At 57.6% G+C, this 19,069-nt stretch carries 19 protein-coding genes; 11 read left to right on the plus strand and 8 right to left on the minus strand.

Annotated elements, in window-relative coordinates:
- Window positions 1–172: 172 nt before the first annotated feature.
- The 3 genes from cpaB to AC2FJZ_RS00895 form a co-directional block, all read right to left on the minus strand.
- On the minus strand, window positions 173–1,054 hold the full coding sequence (gene cpaB, locus AC2FJZ_RS00885) for a Flp pilus assembly protein CpaB (protein ID WP_496667524.1): 882 nt from the start codon (window positions 1,052–1,054) through the stop codon (window positions 173–175).
- A 291-nt stretch (window positions 1,055–1,345) separates the two neighbouring features.
- The gene (locus AC2FJZ_RS00890) at window positions 1,346–1,573 is read right to left on the minus strand and encodes a hypothetical protein (protein WP_050603189.1); all 228 of its coding nucleotides are present in this window, start codon (window positions 1,571–1,573) and stop codon (window positions 1,346–1,348) included.
- 299 nt (window positions 1,574–1,872) lie between these two features.
- Entirely contained in the window at window positions 1,873–2,100 is a 228-nt protein-coding gene (locus AC2FJZ_RS00895; protein ID WP_496667523.1) for a Flp family type IVb pilin, read from the minus strand.
- A gap of 353 nt (window positions 2,101–2,453) precedes the next feature.
- On the opposite strand from AC2FJZ_RS00895, the gene AC2FJZ_RS00900 reads away from it, so the two are divergent.
- Complete coding sequence (locus AC2FJZ_RS00900) at window positions 2,454–3,320, plus strand: lytic transglycosylase domain-containing protein (RefSeq protein ID WP_496775751.1); 867 nt, start codon at window positions 2,454–2,456, stop codon at window positions 3,318–3,320.
- Window positions 3,321–3,356: 36 nt separating this feature from the next.
- Here AC2FJZ_RS00900 and AC2FJZ_RS00905 read toward each other — a convergent pair whose 3' ends face one another.
- The 5 genes from AC2FJZ_RS00905 to tldD form a co-directional block, all read right to left on the minus strand.
- Complete coding sequence (locus AC2FJZ_RS00905) at window positions 3,357–3,983, minus strand: 3-oxoacid CoA-transferase subunit B (protein WP_050603192.1); 627 nt, start codon at window positions 3,981–3,983, stop codon at window positions 3,357–3,359.
- Window positions 3,983–4,687 (minus strand): CoA transferase subunit A, encoded by a 705-nt coding sequence (locus AC2FJZ_RS00910; protein ID WP_050603358.1) that lies wholly within the window; start codon window positions 4,685–4,687, stop codon window positions 3,983–3,985. Before AC2FJZ_RS00910 ends, AC2FJZ_RS00905 begins: the two co-directional genes overlap by 1 nt.
- A gap of 91 nt (window positions 4,688–4,778) precedes the next feature.
- Window positions 4,779–7,406, minus strand: a complete 2,628-nt coding sequence (topA, locus tag AC2FJZ_RS00915) for a type I DNA topoisomerase (RefSeq protein ID WP_496775753.1) — start codon at window positions 7,404–7,406, stop codon at window positions 4,779–4,781.
- A 180-nt stretch (window positions 7,407–7,586) separates the two neighbouring features.
- Window positions 7,587–8,711 carry a DNA-processing protein DprA gene (gene dprA, locus AC2FJZ_RS00920; RefSeq protein ID WP_496775754.1) on the minus strand — a complete coding sequence of 375 codons (1,125 nt, stop codon included), beginning with the start codon at window positions 8,709–8,711 and terminating at the stop codon, window positions 7,587–7,589.
- Between the two features lie 240 nt (window positions 8,712–8,951).
- Window positions 8,952–10,373 carry a metalloprotease TldD gene (gene tldD, locus AC2FJZ_RS00925; RefSeq protein WP_496775755.1) on the minus strand — a complete coding sequence of 474 codons (1,422 nt, stop codon included), beginning with the start codon at window positions 10,371–10,373 and terminating at the stop codon, window positions 8,952–8,954.
- A 176-nt stretch (window positions 10,374–10,549) separates the two neighbouring features.
- On the opposite strand from tldD, the gene coxB reads away from it, so the two are divergent.
- From coxB to AC2FJZ_RS00975, 10 genes are all read left to right on the plus strand, one after another.
- Complete coding sequence (coxB, locus tag AC2FJZ_RS00930; RefSeq protein ID WP_050603360.1) at window positions 10,550–11,461, plus strand: cytochrome c oxidase subunit II; 912 nt, start codon at window positions 10,550–10,552, stop codon at window positions 11,459–11,461.
- A gap of 89 nt (window positions 11,462–11,550) precedes the next feature.
- Complete coding sequence (gene cyoE, locus AC2FJZ_RS00935; RefSeq protein WP_496667519.1) at window positions 11,551–12,501, plus strand: heme o synthase; 951 nt, start codon at window positions 11,551–11,553, stop codon at window positions 12,499–12,501.
- Window positions 12,498–12,659 carry a cytochrome c oxidase system small membrane protein gene (locus AC2FJZ_RS00940; RefSeq protein ID WP_172677862.1) on the plus strand — a complete coding sequence of 54 codons (162 nt, stop codon included), beginning with the start codon at window positions 12,498–12,500 and terminating at the stop codon, window positions 12,657–12,659. Before cyoE ends, AC2FJZ_RS00940 begins: the two co-directional genes overlap by 4 nt.
- Complete coding sequence (locus AC2FJZ_RS00945; RefSeq protein ID WP_050603195.1) at window positions 12,659–13,234, plus strand: cytochrome c oxidase assembly protein; 576 nt, start codon at window positions 12,659–12,661, stop codon at window positions 13,232–13,234. The genes AC2FJZ_RS00940 and AC2FJZ_RS00945 overlap by 1 nt, the downstream gene beginning before the upstream one ends.
- Before the next feature lie 22 nt (window positions 13,235–13,256).
- Window positions 13,257–14,072: a cytochrome c oxidase subunit 3 gene (locus AC2FJZ_RS00950; RefSeq protein WP_496775757.1), complete on the plus strand. Its 816-nt coding sequence runs from the start codon at window positions 13,257–13,259 to the stop codon at window positions 14,070–14,072.
- Between the two features lie 156 nt (window positions 14,073–14,228).
- Window positions 14,229–14,906 carry an SURF1 family protein gene (locus tag AC2FJZ_RS00955; RefSeq protein WP_496775758.1) on the plus strand — a complete coding sequence of 226 codons (678 nt, stop codon included), beginning with the start codon at window positions 14,229–14,231 and terminating at the stop codon, window positions 14,904–14,906.
- Entirely contained in the window at window positions 14,903–16,291 is a 1,389-nt protein-coding gene (gene thrC / locus AC2FJZ_RS00960; protein ID WP_496775760.1) for a threonine synthase, read from the plus strand. Before AC2FJZ_RS00955 ends, thrC begins: the two co-directional genes overlap by 4 nt.
- On the plus strand, window positions 16,288–17,550 hold the full coding sequence (locus AC2FJZ_RS00965; protein ID WP_496775761.1) for a M16 family metallopeptidase: 1,263 nt from the start codon (window positions 16,288–16,290) through the stop codon (window positions 17,548–17,550). Before thrC ends, AC2FJZ_RS00965 begins: the two co-directional genes overlap by 4 nt.
- Complete coding sequence (locus AC2FJZ_RS00970) at window positions 17,550–18,134, plus strand: GNAT family N-acetyltransferase (protein ID WP_496667513.1); 585 nt, start codon at window positions 17,550–17,552, stop codon at window positions 18,132–18,134. The genes AC2FJZ_RS00965 and AC2FJZ_RS00970 overlap by 1 nt, the downstream gene beginning before the upstream one ends.
- Window positions 18,135–18,237: 103 nt before the next feature.
- Window positions 18,238–19,056 (plus strand): MBL fold metallo-hydrolase, encoded by an 819-nt coding sequence (locus tag AC2FJZ_RS00975; protein ID WP_496775762.1) that lies wholly within the window; start codon window positions 18,238–18,240, stop codon window positions 19,054–19,056.
- Window positions 19,057–19,069 lie beyond the last annotated feature (13 nt).

Raw genomic sequence — 19,069 nt, forward strand, 5'->3', positions numbered from 1 at the left:
CCTCGTTTTTTGGGTCTTATGCCCTATGGGGAAGGAGACTGCGCGAAATCCGAATTTATTGCAATAATCAATGGTTTCCGGAATTTTCCTTATGTGGAGAAATGGCAACATTCACAAAGAAAAGAGCCGCGCACACGGCGCGGCTCTGATCTTGTAAGGTTCTGAATTGGCGTTAGTTTGTGCAGGGAATGGGCACATTTACGATCTCGCCGCCACGTCTGATGCGGGTCGTGCAAACTTGCTCGACTTGTTTCTCTGGCTCCGGGGCTGCGTCTTGAATGCCAAGCAGCTTGCGCTGGTCGACTTCAATCGTGGATGCAACGGATTCATCTGCGACACCCACCAGTGCCAGGGACAGTCGTCCGGAATTCTGAGCTTGCGCCAGTGCCGCAACCTGTTCCGGTGTAACTGCAACCGTAACCGTCCGTGCAATGGTTGTGTTGGCAACGTCGGAACCGGCTGTCTGGTCGACGGCAATGAGCTGAACGCTGGTTTCGATCAAACGGGTGATGCCGCCGTTGCCGTTGCCTTCCACAGTGCCGCTGGTGCCGGTCCAATAGATGTCAACATTGTCACCCGGCCGCAAAAAGCCCGACACGCCCGAAGCGACGTCAACACTGATCGCAAAGGCGCGCATTCCTTTTTCAAGGCGCGACGTCAGGCCAGCCTTTTCACCGGGTTCGGTGATCTTGACGCCCATGATCGCTTCGTCTTTTTCCATTGTCCTGAGAACAAAACGCTCATTGGGGCCGCTTTCCGGGAACAGTGCTGCGATCTCGGAAAAGGTTCCCTCAGGAATCGCGTTTTCCGGCCAGTCCACGGCGCGGATGTCCTCTTCAGTGAGACGCTCACCGTATTTCAGCAGGCGATTCGAGACATAAACTGTTACCGTGGGGATGACTTCGACCTGGGCATTGGCCAGCGCCTCTTCTGCGGCGAGTCTCTGACGGGCCAGCTCGTTCTGGTAGGCCGAAATATAGTTGCGTGCCATATAGACAGCACCCCCGGCCAGAGCAACGCCGACAATCAGGACAAGTCCGAATACCGCTCGCATGCGAGTACCTCTTCTATTGTTTGGTCGAATTCTTAGCGGCCAAGAGGTCGCTTTGAAACAGCCTAATGCCTAGCCATAAATTGTGTCGAAATGTGGGACAAATATGTCTGATTATCAGATTTCGCGTTATCTTCAGCACAATTTGGCTCAGAAATGTCGTCCATTTGTCTGCTTTCCACCGGAATGCAGACGTCAAAAAAACGCTGCTCCGTTGAGGGGTGCAGCGTTTTTTGTTCAGCCAGCTCGGCACCATGTCGGGAAAAACGGGCCAATACGTAAGCCTGCTGAGCTTTAGTTGGTTCCCTCTGTGACAAGGCCACCGGCTGCGCTGTTTGAGCCGGTGCTGACTACAGAACTACTCATGGCCTCATTGATGTTGCCGCCCATGCCGTCAACGCTTGAGCTGATGACGAGGAAGGTCGCACCCGACAATCCTATGACCACAGCGGTTAATACCACCCAGTCAACTGTCACCGCTCCCGCTTCGTCGGACTTAAACCGATTAAGGAACCTGAGCATGACTTTCTCTCCAATCTATTACGTATGTGTTTTCCGTAGCGTCACCCATAACTGGTTCGCTCGAATGGCGGAAATCGGGCCAAAAATTGATTTTGTTGGAATGGTTGAGGGCTTCGCGCTTTTTGACAGCAATTTTGTGCAGAGACACAGATGCGGGATCGCGGCTTTTTGGGATAAGCGCCCAGCTATTCGTGCTGGTTCTAGCTCAAGTCTTTTGACTTCAAGTGGGTGGTCATGCATCGCAAAAAAAAAGACCGCGCCAAGAAGGCGCGGTCTCGAATTCTTATTAAAGCAGAAGCTTAGTTGGAGCCTGCAGCAGTGATACCACCTGTTGCGGTGTTGCTGCCGGTGCTCAGCGACGCTGCGTTCAGCGCGGTGTTCACATCGGTTGCCAGGCCAGTCGCGCCAGCCGAAATCTGCTGATATGCAACGGCTGCCAAGCCGATGACTGCTGCGGTCAGAACAACCCAGTCAACTGTTACTGCGCCGTCTTCGTCTTTGCGGAAGTTCTTGATGAACTTGATCATGTTACGTCCCTCCTAAAGGATCTAAAAAAGTTTAATGAACCTCGGCGTCTTCCAGAGCTTTCTCTCTCAGTCCGCTCCCGATCGTCTCGGTATGGGACTATGTTTGCCTGTTAGGCGTGGCAGGAATTGGGCCAAACGCAGATTTTTTTTCGTGCAACTTAACTTTTTGGTCATGAAATTTGTAACGCCCTGAAATAAAAAGAAAAAAAATCTCCCTAAGCTGGTTCGCTCATCCTTTGGCGATGCAAAATTGCGTCAAATGAGGCGAAATTGCCCCATTTCGCTTTGTTTTTCTGGCTTTGCGCGAAGATTCGGAGTTCAAATCGCCTAAAAAGAAAACATGAGGCAGGCAAATGACTCTCCGGACCGCACTTCATTGCGCCGGTGTACTGGCGTTTCTTCTATCGGGGCCCCCATCGGTTGGCGCGACCGAGGCTGAACCCCGCGGCGTGTACAAAAGGATCAAGGCCCCCAAACCCGGCGATCGTCCCCGGGTGACGGTGCAGATCACTGCAGAAGAACATGCGACACGCCCTTCAGCACCCAGCACAGGGGCAGAGATATCTGTGCCGGATGTCGTCGCACGGACAGAAGTTGCCCAACCCGTTCAACCAGAGACACAAGCCAAGCGTGATCCCAAAGGGTCGTACAAGGCGTTCTGGGACAGGATATCGCCCGAAATCGGTCAGGGCGGGGCCGGGCGCCTTGATGCGGCTATTTCTGCCCTTGCTGCTACCAGCGTGCGGTCTCCCCGCCTGCAAACGCTTCAGAACATTGCGCAGCAGCAAGGCAAAGAGATCCTGCGTTCAACTGTTGGAACGAATGTCTCACCAGCCCTTGTCCTGGCGGTGATCTCGGTCGAGTCCGCAGGGCGGGTGGATGCGATCAGTTCTGCGGGCGCGCAGGGGCTTATGCAGCTCATGCCGGCCACGGCAGCTCGTTTCGGTGTGAAAGACAGTCTTCAGCCAGCTCAGAACATCGCCGGGGGCGTGAAATACCTTAACTGGCTGATGGAAGAATTCGGGAATGATCCGATTCTGGTGTTGGCCGGGTACAACGCGGGTGAAGGTTCTGTGCGCAAACACAGCGGCGTTCCACCGTACTCAGAAACACGGGATTATGTGCCCAAAGTTCTGGCCGCATTCCAGATCGCAAAGGCCTTGTGTGCCACGCCGCCCGATCTGATTTCTGACGGATGCGTGTTCCAGACCTCAAACTGAATAAGGCCCGCCTTGATCCGGCGGGCCTTGGTTCTTTTAGGAAACGAGTGTCGCTTGTGTAGCCGCGCGCATCTCGTCTTCGCTGACCCCATCAGCCAGTTCGACGATCTTCAGGCCACCTTCGACCACATCCAGCACACCCAGATTGGTGATGATGCGATCGACCACGCCTTTGCCGGTCAGTGGCAGGGTGCATTCCTTGAGGACCTTGCTGTCGCCGTGCTTGTTGGTGTGATCCATCACAACGATCACCCGGCCAACACCAGCGACCAGATCCATTGCACCGCCCATACCTTTCACCAGCTTGCCGGGAATCATCCAGTTGGCCAGGTCGCCTTTCTCATCCACTTCCATTGCGCCCAGAATCGCTGCTGCGATTTTGCCGCCGCGGATCATGGCAAAAGATGTGGCGCTGTCGAAATATGCCGTGCGGGACAGTTCGGTGATCGTCTGCTTGCCCGCATTGATCAGGTCCGGGTCTTCTTCGCCTTCAAACGGGAAGGGGCCCATGCCCAGCATACCGTTCTCGGATTGCAGAGTGATGTCTTTGTCACCCACATAGTTGGCCACCAGCGTCGGAATACCGATGCCGAGGTTCACATACATGCCGTCTTCCAGTTCCTCTGCCGCGCGCGCGGCCATCTGATTGCGGTCCCAGGGCATTATGCTTCCTCCTTCTTGCGGGTGGTGCGCTGTTCTATGCGCTTTTCATGGCTGCCCTGAACGATGCGATTCACATAGATGCCGGGCAGATGAATCGAATCAGGGTCGAGCGAGCCGCGCGGAACGATCTCTTCCACTTCTGCCACGCAGATCTTGCCGCAGGTCGCCGCAGGGACGTTGAAATTCCGGGCGGTCTTGCGGAATACGAGGTTTCCTGTGTCGTCGGCTTTCCACGCCTTGACGATGGCCAGATCGGCAAAGATGCCTTCTTCAAGGATGTAGGTCTCGCCGTTGAAGTCCTTATGTTCCTTGCCATCGGCGATCACGGTGCCAACACCGGTTTTGGTATAGAAGCCGGGAATGCCGGCACCACCCGCGCGCATCCTCTCGGCCAGTGTTCCTTGCGGGTTGAATTCCAGCTCCAACTCACCGCTCAGATACTGGCGCATGAATTCAGCGTTTTCGCCGACATACGAACTGATCATCTTTTTGACTTGCTTCGTCTGCAGCAAGATGCCGATACCGAAATCGTCCACACCGGCATTGTTCGATGCAAAGCTCAGGTCTTTGACGCCCGACTCTTTTATAGCTTCAAGCAACAGTTCCGGAATGCCACACAGGCCAAAGCCGCCCGCGGCGATCAACATACCATCCGTCAGCACCCCATCGAGCGCTTCGGTGGCATTGGCATAGATTTTTTTCATGGAAAACTCCCCCAATGACATGGTGATGGGCAGGTTGTGCCGCCACGTCATTGGGAAGTCAATGAAACCAAGGGGGTGTTGGTATTTCTACCTACTCCGCCGCCTTCTTGGCTGCTGCCTTCTTCTTAGGGGCGGCCTTTTTCTTGGTGCCCTTCTTGGAGGCACGTTCATTCACCAGTTCGATGGCCATTTCCTGGGTTACGTCTTCGGGCTTGATGTCCTTGGGGATGGTCGCGTTGACCTTTTCCCACTTCACATAAGGCCCATAGCGCCCGTCCAGAACCTGCATAGTTCCGCCATCGGGATGCTCGCCCAATTCTTTCAGCGGTTTCGCCGCCGCCCGCCGCCCGCGACCCGGATTGGCACGCTTTTCGGCCAGCATCTCGACTGCGCGGTTCATGCCGATCTCAAACACATCGTTGGGATCCTTGAGATTGGCGTAAACCGGCTTCGCGTCTTCTGGTAGCTGATGCATCAGGTATGGCCCGAACCGCCCGAAATTCGAGCTGATCATGCCACCCTCTGGGTGTTCGCCGATTTGGCGGGGCAGGGACAGCAGCGTCAGCGCCTTGTCCAGATCCATGTCATCCTTGCTCCACCCACGTGGCAAAGAGGCGCGTGGAGGTTTCTTGTTCTCGGGCGTGGGTTCGCCGCGCTGAACGTAAGGACCGAAACGACCGGATTTCAGCCAGATCTCATCACCTGCATCTTCACCCAGCAAGCGTTCTTCACCTTCGGCACCTTCACCTGCGATGGGGCGGGTATAGGTGCATTCGGGGTAATTGCCGCAACCGACGAAACCGCCGGTGCGCGAGGTCTTCAGGTGCAGCTGGCCGTTGCCGCATTTCGGGCAAATCCTCGGATCCGATCCATCCTCGCGTGGCGGATACAACTGCGGCGCCAGTGCTTCGTCCAGCTTGTCCAGCACTTCGGAAATACGCAGCTCGGACGTCTCACCAATTGCAGCCGAAAAATCGCGCCAGAATTTGCCCAACAGGTCCTTGTAGTCACGGTCCCCGGCGCTGACGTCATCCAGCTCTTCTTCCAGATTGGCGGTGAATTCGTAACCGACATATTGCCGGAAGAAATTCAGCAGGAAAATCGTAACGATCCGCCCCTTTTCCTCGGGGATCAGCCGGTTCTTGTCCTTGCGTACATATTCCCGGTCCTGAATCGTCGTTACGATCGAGGCATAGGTCGAAGGCCGTCCGATCCCCAGCTCTTCCATCCGCTTGACCAGCGTCGCTTCGGTATAGCGCGGGGGCGGTTGAGTGTGGTGTTGAAGGGCCAGAACGGATTCGTTCTCGGACAGGACCGCCTCTTTCGCGACCCTGTCACCGCTGTCGCTGGTCGCCTTGGCAAACTGATCCTTTAGGGAAGTCTTGGCAAAACGCGCCGGATCGCCCTGCATGATCTGCGGCAGGCGCTTTTCGTCGTCATCGGCCACATCGTCGCGACCTTCTTCATAAACGCGCATGAAGCCATCAAACAGAACCACCTGACCGGTGGCGCGCAGGCCGACCTGACCGTCGTCGCTGCCAATCTCGACGGTGGTCCGTTCCAAACGGGCGGCGGCCATCTGACAGGCGATGGTACGCTTCCAGATCAGATCATAAAGCTTGCGCTGATCGTCATCCGTGACTTTCAGCGCCTTGGCGTCGCGGGACATATCCGTCGGGCGGATACACTCGTGCGCTTCCTGCGCATTCTTGGCTTTGTTCTTGTAGATGCGCGGGCTGCCCGGAACATATTCTGCGCCAAAACGATCCGCGATGGCATCCCGCGTTGCCACCACGGCCTCAGGCGCCATGTCGATGCCGTCGGTCCGCATGTAGGTAATGTAGCCCGCCTCATAGAGCCGCTGCGCGACTTGCATCGCGTGGCGTGCACCCATTCCGAACTTGCGGCTTGCTTCCTGCTGCAAGGTTGACGTCATGAATGGCGCGCTGGGGTTTCGAGCAGCGGGCTTGGCCTCGACCGAAGTGACGCTGAGTGCGCGGCTGGTGATGGCCTGTACCGCCAGTTCCGCCTGGGTCGCATTGGCCAGATCATGTTTGTCCAGCTTTTTGCCTGCCAGCGTGACCAGTCTCGCCTCATAGGTTTGACCTCGTGGAGTCTCGAACAGTGCTTTGACCGACCAGTATTCGACTGGCTTGAACGCTTCGATCTCCATCTCGCGTTCGACGATCAGGCGCAGACAGACCGATTGGACGCGCCCAGCTGATTTCGCACCGGGCAGCTTGCGCCACAAAACGGGCGACAGGTTGAACCCCACCAGATAGTCCAATGCGCGGCGGGCCAGATAGGCCTCGACCAGCGGCATGTCGACCTGACGCGGATTCTGCATCGCCTGAGTGACGGCTTCTTTGGTGATGGCATTGAAGGTTACGCGGCTGACCGGCGTATCTTTCTTGATCGAGCGGCGTTTGGTCAGCGCCTCCTGCAGGTGCCAGCTGATCGCCTCGCCTTCGCGGTCAGGGTCGGTGGCGAGGATCAGTGCGTTGTCTTCTTTCAGCGCGTCAGCGATGGCTTTGACATGCTTGCGGCTGTCATTGCCGACTTCCCATTTCATGGAAAATTCATGCTCGGGATCGACTGATCCATCCTTCGGGGGAAGGTCCCGCACATGGCCGTAAGAGGCCAAAACTGTGTAGTCGGGGCCGAGATATTTATTGATTGTTTTAGCTTTGGCCGGAGATTCTACAACAACTACAGGCATTTAAGGGGAAACCTCGCTCGACGAATTTGACGCCTTCTATGGTGGTGCAAAATGTGAGGGGCAAGCGGGAATTGTCAATGCGTTCCTTTTGCAGGCTGAAAAACAACGTGATTTCAGGTCACTATTACGGGTGCCGTGCCGACAGAGGGGTCGACGCGGCGACCCCAGTGGGCGGTTCAATCAGCCTGCCAGGGACAATAGACCCCCAGGCTGCCGCTGGATTCGCCCCTCCAGTTCCAGGTCGACCAATGCGGGGCCAAGCTCACCAGCCGAGGCCGCGATGTCGCGCAACAACTGGTCTTCTGCGATGGGTGAGGGGCCAAGTCGTTCAAGGATTTGAATGTGTAAGTCTTGGGTGGGGTGCACGATGGCGGTAGGTGGCCGCTCAGGTTGACGTGAAAACAGGTTGTCCTTTGGCGGCAAGGCTTCAATCACGTCCTCAGCGGACCGAACCAGGGTGGCGCCATCCCGAATCAAAAGATTGCACCCGGCGGCCCGCGCGTCAAAGGGGTGACCGGGAACGGCCAGAACCTCGCGCCCCTGATCCAAGGCATCGCGTGCCGTGATCAGGCTGCCGGACTTGGCGGCAGCCTCGACCACGACAACAGCCTGCGCGAGGCCCGAGATGATCCGATTGCGACGGGGGAAGTGCCGGGCCTGAGGTGTCACGCCCATCGGCTGTTCCGACAGGCGCAGCCCGTCCGAGGCGATGTCATGGGCCAGTTCTGTATTCTCTGCCGGGTAGATCACATCCACGCCGCCCGCCATGACAGCGATGGTGCCGGAAGTCAGGGCTGCCATATGTGCTACCGTATCAATTCCACGGGCCAGGCCAGACACGATCACATGTCCCTTGCCACCTAAATCGGTCGCCAACCCTCGGGCCGTTCGTGCGCCAAGTGAAGAACAGTTTCGCGCACCGACCATCGCAATTGCTGGCTGTTGCAGCAGGGAAACGTTGCCGATCGCCCACAGTATCGGGGGCGCATCGTTCAGATCATTCAAGGCTGATGGGAAAGCAGCGGACCCAAGGCACAAAAGCCGCGCTTTTGCGGCTTTTGCGGCCTTGAGCTCCGCCTCGATCACGCCGGGGGGGCAGATTTCATACCCTTCTATTCCGGCGGCGCGTGCCATTTCGGGCAGCGCGGCCAGCGCGTTCTGCGCCGAGCCATGTTCCCGCAGAAGTCGGCGAAACGTCGCCGGACCAACCTTGCGAGAACGCAAAAGGCGAAGCCACGAAAACCGGTCCTCTTCCGTGGTGGGTGGGAGTGGGGGGTGATTGGAAGAAAGCTGCTCTTCGGTCATCCGGTGCTCCGCCTTGTTGCAAAACTGGTTTACAAGAAGGCGGGTTAACAGCCTGTAAATCGTGGAAAATTAGATCTGTATTTGCCCGAAATTGTTACCCAAACTTACATTAAGTTATTGAAAGAAATGGAGAAGCCAAAAACTATTTTTTTTTGAAGCAAAGCATCTTTCAACGGTTTGCGGGTTTGGCGCACGGGCGCAAGGTTAACCCTGTGCCCGTGTTTTTCAGTCTTTTGCGACTCAGGCCGCCGAGCCGCCAACAGTCATCCCATCCATCAGGACGGTCGGCTGCCCGACGCCCACCGGTACCCATTGCCCATCCTTTCCGCAGGTGCCCATACCAGGATCCAACGCCATGTCGTTGCCGAGCCCGCGGATACGTTTCAAAGCGGATGGCCCGTCACCAATCAGCGTTGCGCCTTTGACGGGCGCGCCGATCTTGCCGTTTTCGACCCGGTAGGCTTCGGTGCACGAGAAAACGAACTTGCCATTGGTGATGTCCACCTGACCGCCGCCGAAACCCACCGCCCAGATGCCGTCCTTGATATCCGCGACCAAAGCTGCAGGGTCGGACTCGCCCCCCAGCATGATCGTGTTGGTCATGCGTGGCATGGGTTTGTGCGCATAGCTCTGCCGCCGCCCGTTGCCTGTGGGTGCGACACCCATCAGCCGCGCATTCTGGCGGTCCTGCATATAGCCAGTCAGGACACCGTCTTCGATCAGCACTGTGCGAGAGCTGGGCGTGCCCTCATCATCCACGGTGATCGAGCCGCGACGATCGGCAATGGTGCCGTCATCCACAACGGTTACACCTTTTGAGGCGATCTGCTGACCCATCAGCCCGGCAAAGGCCGAGCTGCCCTTGCGGTTGAAATCCCCCTCTAATCCGTGGCCGATGGCTTCGTGCAGAAGAATACCGGGCCAGCCGGGTCCAAGCGCCACTTCCATCACACCTGCGGGGGCCGGGACCGCATCCAGATTGACCAAGGCAACACGCAGGGCTTCACGGGCCTTGGCCTGCCAATCTGCCGGATCAATCAATCCGCTCAGGCCCACGCGCCCACCGCCACCTGCCGAACCGCTTTCTCGGCGTCCGTTCTGTTCCACGATCACAGAAACATTCACGCGTGTCATCGGACGCACATCGCGCACAATCACGCCATCGGGGCGCAGAATCTCGACCTCTTGAACAGCGGCCGAAATCATTGCGCTGACCTGCACAACGCGCGGATCCATATCGCGGGCAAAGGCATCGATCTCGCGCAGGGTTTCGATCTTGACCGGAAACTCAGCAGAGTCGATGGGGTCATCGTCTGTGTAGAAGCGCGTGTTGGTGGGCCGGGGTGCCTCGGCCAGCGTCCCGCCGCCATCCCCAACGGCCAGACGCGCGGTTTCAGCAGCCCGCTTCAGCGCAGGAATCGAAACGTCCGTTGAATGTGCGTAACCTGCGACTTCGCCTTGGACCGCTCGCAGGCCGAATCCCTCGGAGGCATCATAAGAAGCAGTGCGCAGACGCCCGTCATCAAACACCAATGACTCGGACTTTCGACGCTCGACAAACAGTTCTCCGTCCTCAGCCCCGGCGGTCGCCGATTGCAAAATAGATAGCGCTTCATCATGCGGTAGGGCGCTTTCAAAGGGGCGAAATGGGGCGTCGGGCATGGGTTGTGACCTTTCGGGTTTGATCCAGATCAAAAATAGCGTCTGTTTGACGCAAGCATTTTGCTTTATCTACCCGAAGGAATATGGTTTTTAACGCGGCCAAAGACAACGGGAGAGGTGCGACCGATTCACACCTTTTCGCCAGGGACGCAAAGATCAAACGATCAGGACAGAATATGAAGAATGCTTTGATGCTTTCAGGGTTTATGACAGCCCTCTCCAGCCTTCCCGCCATGGCTCAGGAGCTTGAGATTATTGGCAAGCCGGTCGACGGCGGCATGGGTTTTCAGCCAGCAGCCACCAGCCTTGCCACAGGAATTCAGCGTCTGGACGGCATGATTCTGGTGATCATCACCGCCGTCTGCCTGCTGGTTGCCGGATTGTTGATTTACTGCATCGTGCGTTACAACAAGCGCGCAAACCCGACCCCGGCGGGGTTCTCGCACTATACCCCGGTCGAAATTGCCTGGACCCTGGGTCCGATCCTGATTCTGGTGTTCATCGGCGCGTTCTCATTGCCGGTTCTGTTCAAGCAGCAGGAAATTCCTGAAGGCGACATTGTCATCAAGGTGGTCGGCAACCAGTGGTACTGGACTTACGAGTATGTCGATCACGATTTTGCGTTCGACAGCTATCTTTTGGGCCACCCTGCGACCCTGGATGAAGGTGCGCGCCCAGCCGATGCGGACGTGACCCCGTTTGTTCTGGATGACGCCATGCGTGCCAAGCTGGCCGACGCGGGTTACAGCGACGACGAATGGCTGCTGGCCACCGATACCGCCGTTGTTGTTCCGGTTGGTAAGGTCATCGTGATGCAAGTCACGGCGTCTGACGTGATCCATTCCTGGACCATCCCGTCCTTCGGTGTGAAGCAGGACGGTGTGCCAGGACGCCTGGCCGAGCTGTGGTTCGAAGCCGAGAAAGAAGGCATCTATTTCGGCCAGTGTTCGGAACTTTGTGGCAAAGATCACGCCTATATGCCGATCACCGTCAAAGTGGTCAGTCAAGAAGCCTATGACCAGTGGCTACAAGGCGCGATCGACGAATATGCGGGACTGCCACAAAGCTATCAGGTCGCTTCGAACTGAGTGAGCTAAAGGCAGGGATAGTCCCCACCTGATATGAAAAGCAGGCTGCGCGGGTGAACCGCGCAGCTTTCGCCCCAGAAGGACCGAAAATGACCGACGCAAGCATCAATGCCAGCACCGCGACAGCCCAGGCGGACGAGGCCAGCTTTGGCGATTACTTCGCCCTGCTGAAGCCGCGTGTGATGTCTCTGGTCGTTTTCACGGCGCTGGTCGGATTGCTGGCGGCGCCTGTTACCGTACATCCCGTTGTCGGCTTCTGTGCCATCCTGTTCATCGCTATCGGCGGTGGGGCCTCTGGCGCTTTGAACATGTGGTGGGATGCGGATATCGACCGGGTGATGAAACGCACCAAGGGCCGCCCGATCCCGTCCGGCAAAGTAGAAGAGGGCGAGGCGTTGGCCATCGGTCTGGCGCTGTCTGGTCTTTCGGTGATCATGCTGGGCCTTGCAACCAACTGGTTTGCAGGCGCGTTCCTGGGATTCACCATCTTCTTCTATGTCGTTGTGTATACGATGTGGCTGAAGCGTTCGACACCGCAGAACATCGTCATCGGCGGTGCTGCAGGTGCATTCCCGCCCGTCATTGGTTGGGTCGCCGCAACCGGGTCGATGTCAGTTGAGCCGTGGCTGATGTTTGCCCTGACCTTCATGTGGACCCCACCGCATTTCTGGGCGTTGGCTCTGTTCATGCGCTCGGACTATGACGATGCGGGCGTGCCGATGCTGACGGTCACGCATGGTCGCCGCGCCACACGGGTACACATACTTTTCTACACGGCTTTGCTGGCCATTCTGGCGGTGGGAACCGCGTTCTCTGGCATTGGTGGACCAATTTACCTGACCGTTGCTTTGGTATTGAACGCGCTGTTCCTGCGGGGCGCTTGGCAAATCTCGCGTCGGACGGAAGAGGATTCCGAGGCCGACAACTTCAAGGTCGAGCGCAGCTTTTTCAAATTGTCGCTGCTCTACCTCTTCTTGCATTTCGGCGCCATTCTGTCTGAGGCGCTGCTGAAACCCTATGGGCTGGGAGGCTGGTCATGAGTCTGAGCAAAAACCACGAACTGCATCAGCGCCGTTTCAGCCGCAATCTGGGCGTTGCTCTGACACTGGCTGCCTTTATCGTGATCATTTTCGGGCTGACGGTCGTAAAGGTGTCGGGCACGGATTTCGGTATGGCAACACAGGAGATTCAGAACTGATGGCGTTGACCGGCCCCCAGAAAACGGTTGTCCAGACTGTCGGTGTGGTTGTTCTGATGGGCAGCCTGGCCTGGGCTTCTGTGCCGTTTTACGATTGGTTCTGCCGGGTGACAGGGTTTGGTGGCACCACAGGTGTGGCCGAAGCAGCGCCCGATGACATTCTGGATCGCACCATTACCGTACGGTTTGACGCCTCCAAGGCCAAGGACATGGCCTGGGAATTCAAGCCGGTTGTACGCGAGATGGAAGTGCGCATCGGTGAGACCGGTTTGGCCTTTTATGAGGCTTATAACCCGACGGACCGCCCGATTGCCGGTCAGGCCTCGTACAACGTGGCCCCCTATTCGGCGGGTGGGTATTTCCAGAAAATTGCCTGTTTCTGCTTTGAAGAGCAGGTGCTGCAACCCGGCGAACGCGTAGAGATGCCGGTAACTTTCTTCGTCGATCCTGAAATGGTCGATGATCTTGAAGCCAAGTATGTTCATACGATCACTCTGTCGTATACATTCTACGAAATTGACCTGCCGGAGGGCTACGCCGCCCTTGACGTGCAGGCTGAGACAACAAAGAACTAACGCCTGTAGGTGAGGGACGCTGATGGCACACGCTAAAAACCACGATTATCACATTCTGGCCCCGTCGATCTGGCCTCTGATCGGAGCCGTTGGTGGCTTTGTGATGCTGTTCGGAGCCGTCCTTTGGATGCATGGCATTACGCCGTGGATGTTCTGGGCCGGTCTGGTCGCGGTGCTATACACCATGTTCGCATGGTGGTCCGAAGTGGTGGTTGAAAGCCGCCAGGGCGATCACACACCCGTCGTCCGCATCGGCTTGCGCTATGGTTTCATCCTGTTTGTGATGTCCGAGGTGATGTTCTTCTTCGCCTGGTTCTGGTCGTTCTTCAAACATCGCATGTACCCGATGTACGACTATGCGGGCACTGAATACATCCAGCCAAATATCCACGCGGTTGACCCGTTCCACTTGCCGCTGATCAACACTCTGGTCCTGCTGCTGTCAGGCTGTGCCATCACCTGGGCACACCACGCGCTGGTGCATGGCAATGACCGCAAGGCGCTGGTGCAGGGTCTGGCAATTGGTATTGCTCTGGGTATCGCGTTTACCTTCCTGCAGGGTTTTGAATACTACGAGCTGCTGGCGCATGAAGGCTGGAAATTCGGTGGCGATCAGTTCTATTCGAACTTTTTCATGGCCACCGGTTTCCACGGCGCGCATGTGATCATCGGGACCATCTTCCTGTCGGTCTGTCTGATCCGGGCGCTCAAAGGCGATTTCACGCCTGAGAAACATGTCGGGTTCGAAGCGGCCGCCTGGTACTGGCACTTCGTTGACGTTGTCTGGCTGTTCCTGTTTTTCGCCGTCTACATCTGGGGTCAAGCCCCGCTGATGTAACGCTGTTCAGGTGATCCAATTGCAAAAGCCGCCCTTCGGGGCGGCTTTTTCTCTATTCCGGGCGCAAGATTGCGCCCCATACAATTGCGTGGTTGCAATTTGGTGCACGCCCCCCTTAACAAGACGCCGGTTCCTGCAACGAGGTTTGTTCCTGACATGCGCCGCATTCTGTTCCTGCTGATCTTCGGCCTTGCTGGTCTGGGGGTGCTGCTGTGGCTGGGTATCTGGCAGATGCAGCGTTTGGCGTGGAAACAGAACGTGCTGACCGAAATCGAAAGCCGAATTTCGGCCGATCCCGTCGCCTTGCCGCCACAGGTCTCAGAGGGCGCAGACAAATACCTTCCGGTGACCGTTTCGGGCGAGCTGGAGCCAGGCGAAATTCATGTTCTCGTCTCGGTCAAGCACGTCGGGGCAGGGTATCGGATCATTCAGTCTTTCAGCACCAGGGACCGGACTATTTTGGTGGATCGGGGCTTTATTCCGACAACCGCCAAACGGGCGGATCGCCTGACTGGTCCGATGGAAATCACCGGCAACCTGCACTGGCCGGATGAGATCGACAGCTATACGCCCGAAGCTGATATAGAAGCCAATATCTGGTTTGCCCGCGACGTGCCCAATTTGGCTGCCGCTTTGGGCGCCGAACCGGTGCTGTTGATCGCCCGGTCCGAGACCGACCCGAACGTGACGCCCTTGCCGGTTGATACGGCAGGCATCCCCAACGATCACCTGCAATATGCAATCACCTGGTTTGGTCTGGCTCTGGTCTGGGCCGCGATGACCGGATACTTCCTGTGGCGCAGCCGCGCCAATTCTGAGAGTGACGCGACATGAAATACATCTCGACCCGTGGGCAGGCGCCCGAACTGACCTTTGAAGAGGCGATGCTGACCGGATTGGCCCGCGACGGCGGCTTGTATCTGCCTGCCGAGATCCCAGTGATGTCGCAGGACGAGATCGCAGCCTTGGCAGGTTTGCCGTACGAAGAGATCGCGTTCCGCGTGATGTGGCCCTATGTCAGCGAGTCCTTTGCCGAGGATGAGTTCAAGGCCATCATCGCCCGCGCCTATGAAGGCTTCGGCCAAGACGCCCGCGCGCCGCTAAAGCAGCTGAACGAAAACCATTTCCTGCTGGAGTTGTTCCACGGCCCCACGTTGGCCTTCAAGGATTTCGCCATGCAACTGATCGGTCAGCTGTTCCAGGTAGCCCTGAAACGCCGTGGCGACCGCGTGACCATCGTGGGTGCGACCAGTGGCGATACCGGATCGGCAGCCATCGAGGCCTTCCGGGGGCTGGATGCAGTGGATGTGTTCATCCTGTTTCCCCATGGCCGTGTCTCCGAGGTGCAGCGCCGTCAGATGACAACACCTGCGGACAGCAACGTGCATGCGTTGGCAGTGGACGGAGATTTCGACGATTGTCAGGCGGCGCTGAAGGATATGTTCAACGATTTCGAGTTTCGCGACAGCGTGAAACTGGCGGGGGTGAACTCGATAAACTTCGCGCGGGTTCTGGCGCAGATTGTCTATTACTTTACGGCCGCCGCCAGCCTCGGTGCACCGCATCGTAAGGTTAGCTTCACGGTGCCGACCGGCAATTTTGGTGACATCTTCGCAGGGTATTTAGCCAAGCGCATGGGCCTGCCGATCGATCGGCTGGTCGTGGCGACCAATCAGAACGACATCCTGCACCGCTGCCTGTCGGGCGAGGGGTATTTCAAGGGCGACACCATCCCGTCGATTAGCCCGTCGATGGATATTCAGGTCAGCTCGAACTTTGAACGGGCGCTGTATTATGCTTATGGCGAGGATGGCGGGGCTGTGGCGCATTTGATGGATGAGCTCAAGAACGGCGGTTTCAATGTCAGCCAGGGCGCGATGGAAGCGCTGGGTGAGATTTATGACTCGGGGCGTGTATCCGAAGACGAAACGCTTGCCACCATCAAATCTACGCTGGCTCATAGCGCGGAACTGGTCTGCCCGCATACCGCGATTGGCATCAAAGTAGCAGAAGACCAGCGTGCCGCCGACATTCCGATGATCACGCTGGCAACTGCGCACCCCGCCAAGTTCCCGGCGGCGGTTGAGAAGGCGAGCGACGTACATCCGCCTCTTCCATCCCGCATGTCTGATCTGTATGAACGTCCGGAACGGGTGACCCGCATTGCCAATGATCTGGGTGCACTTGAGGATCATATCAGAAGGCATATCGCTGAGTGACTGTCAGACAAGACCAACTGAAGAACGGCTTTCGTATCGTCAGTGAACATATGCCGGGGCTGCAATCGGCAGCCATCGGCATCTGGGTGACCGCAGGTGGGCGGCATGAGCGCATCGAACAGAACGGTATTGCGCACTTCCTTGAACATATGGCGTTCAAGGGAACCGAGCGACGTTCGGCGCTGCAGATCGCCGAAGCGATCGAGGATGTGGGGGGCTATATTAACGCCTATACTTCGCGCGAGGTGACGGCCTATTACGCGCGCGTTCTCAAGGACGACGTGGCGTTGGCGATGGACGTGATCGGTGACATCGTTCTCAACCCGGTTTTTGATCCGCGCGAGATCGAGGTCGAGCGTGGCGTGATCCTGCAGGAAATCGGTCAGGCATATGACACGCCCGATGACGTGATCTTTGATTGGCTGCAAGAGCAGAGCTATCACGACCAGCCTCTGGGCCGCACCATTCTGGGCCCGACCGAACGGGTCAGCGCGTTTTCACGCGAGGATCTGTCGGGCTTCGTGGCCCAGCACTACGGGCCGGAACAGATGATTTTGTCGGCAGCTGGCGCTGTGGGTCATGATCAGCTGATGAAAGTGGCCGAAGAGATGTTTGGCCATTTACAGCCGCGCAAAGGTCTGATCCCCGAAATGGCCCGTTTCACTGGCGGCGAAGCGCGGCAAGAGAAAGAGCTGGAACAGGCTCATTTCGCACTGGCGCTGGAAAGCCCGGGTTACCGCGACGATGCTATTTACACAGCACAGATTTATTCGACTGCTCTGGGTGGTGGCATGTCTTCGCGTCTATTTCAGGAAGTGCGCGAGACGCGTGGGCTGTGTTACACGATCTTTGCTCAGGCTGGTGCTTATGCTGATACCGGAACCACCACGATCTATGCCGGAACTTCGGCGGATCAGGTGGGTGAGTTGGCAGCGATCACCATCGATGAGATGAAACGCGCCGCTGAAGACATGAGCCCGGAAGAGGTTGCTCGTGCCCGCGCCCAGATGAAGGCCGGGATGCTGATGGGGCTGGAAAGCCCGTCGAACCGCGCGGAGCGTCTGGCACGGCTGGTGCAGATCTGGGGCCGGGTGCCTTCGCTAGAGGATACCGTTGCCAAGATCGATGCGGTTGGTACCGAGGATGTGCGCGCCTTCGCTGAGACCATGGCCCTGCAAGCCCCGGCGGCACTGGCGCTGTATGGTCCGGTTTCAGGCGCGCCGACACTGGCTGAACTGCAGGAGAGGCGGGCGGCGTGATGCTGTTGGGCAGACGCAAGCTGAAACTCGAAACCGCGCGGCTGAGTATGCGCCCGCCTGCCCATTCCGATTTCAATGGCTGGGCGGCGATGCGACGGGCGTCCCAGGGTTATTTGACACCGTGGGAGCCGATCTGGGCAAACGACCATCTAAGCCGCAAATCCTTTACCAACCGGGTCTATTGGGCGCAGCGCTCGGTCGCAAGCGGGACGGCCATACCGTTATTTCTGTTTCGCCGGGAAGACGATGTCTTGGTTGGGGCCATAACGCTGGACAATATACGGCGTGGGCCCGCGCAGGCCGGTACCCTAGGGTACTGGACCGGCCAGTCTTTTGCCCGTCAGGGATACATGCGCGAGGCGATCGGGGCCATGGTGCATCACGCCTTTACCCGTCTGGATCTGAGCCGGATTGAAGCCGCCTGCCTGCCCGAAAACCAGGCGTCGCGCGGGCTGCTGGAAAGCTCGGGCTTCAAATATGAAGGCGTTGCGCAGTCTTACCTCCAGATCAACGGGCGGTGGCGGACGCATGTTCTGTATGCCAGCCTGCGGTCCGACCGGCGCGGGAAAACCGACGCTGGGTAGGGGGCTCTGCCCCCGTTTGCGGCAAGCCGCGCCTTCCCCGAAGTATTTTAGGCCAGATGAACAAGGGGCATGACTTGGGCGCGTTCTGCGCTACAATTGCCGTATGCGCTGGTTGGTTGCGGCATTGATGGTGATTTCGGGCGGGGCCGCGGCGCAGGATCGGCGGCCCAGCCATTGTATTGCGATCGCAGATGCCGCGCCGGGGATTGAGTACCTTCACAAAGCTGCCTGGCAAGACCCGGTGCCGGAATTTTCGGTGCGGATCAGTTATATCGCACACGCGTCTTTTCTGATTCAGACGCGGGGTGGGCTGAATGCCGTGACCGACTTCACCGGGTTCATCGGCAGCGCTGACCTTATCCCCGACGTTGTGACGATGAACCATGCCCACTCTACCCATTGGACGGCCCATCCCGACCCAGCGATCCCGCATGTTCTGTCGGGATGGGGCGAGTTCGGGCAGGGCATTGAGCATCACCTTGATCTAGGGGAGTTGCTGGTGCGCAATGTTTCGACCGATATTCGTTCAGCCTATGGCGGTGTCGAAGAACGGGGCAACTCGATCTTTGTGTTCGAGGTCGAGGGGCTATGTATCGGTCATCTGGGTCATCTGCATCATGTGCCGTCAAACGAACAGTTTGCTGCGTTGGGGCGGTTGGATGTGGTTATGGCCGCAGTTGATGGCGGGACGACAATGCCCTTGCCGGACATGATCTCGGTCTTGAAGCGGTTGAAGAGTTCGGTGATCATTCCGATGCACTGGTTTTCAGGGTTCTCGCTGGACAGGTTTCTGGTCGATATTCGGGATACATTTCCAGTTGAACGCAACGGGGTGTCAGAGATCACTGTCTCTCTGAGGGATCTCCCAGATCGACCGACGGTCATTGTGCTGGAGCCGCAGTATCTGATTGATCTGGAATAGGGCTTGCCGCAGC

Source organism: Ruegeria sp. CDSA079 (genome assembly GCF_059612245.1).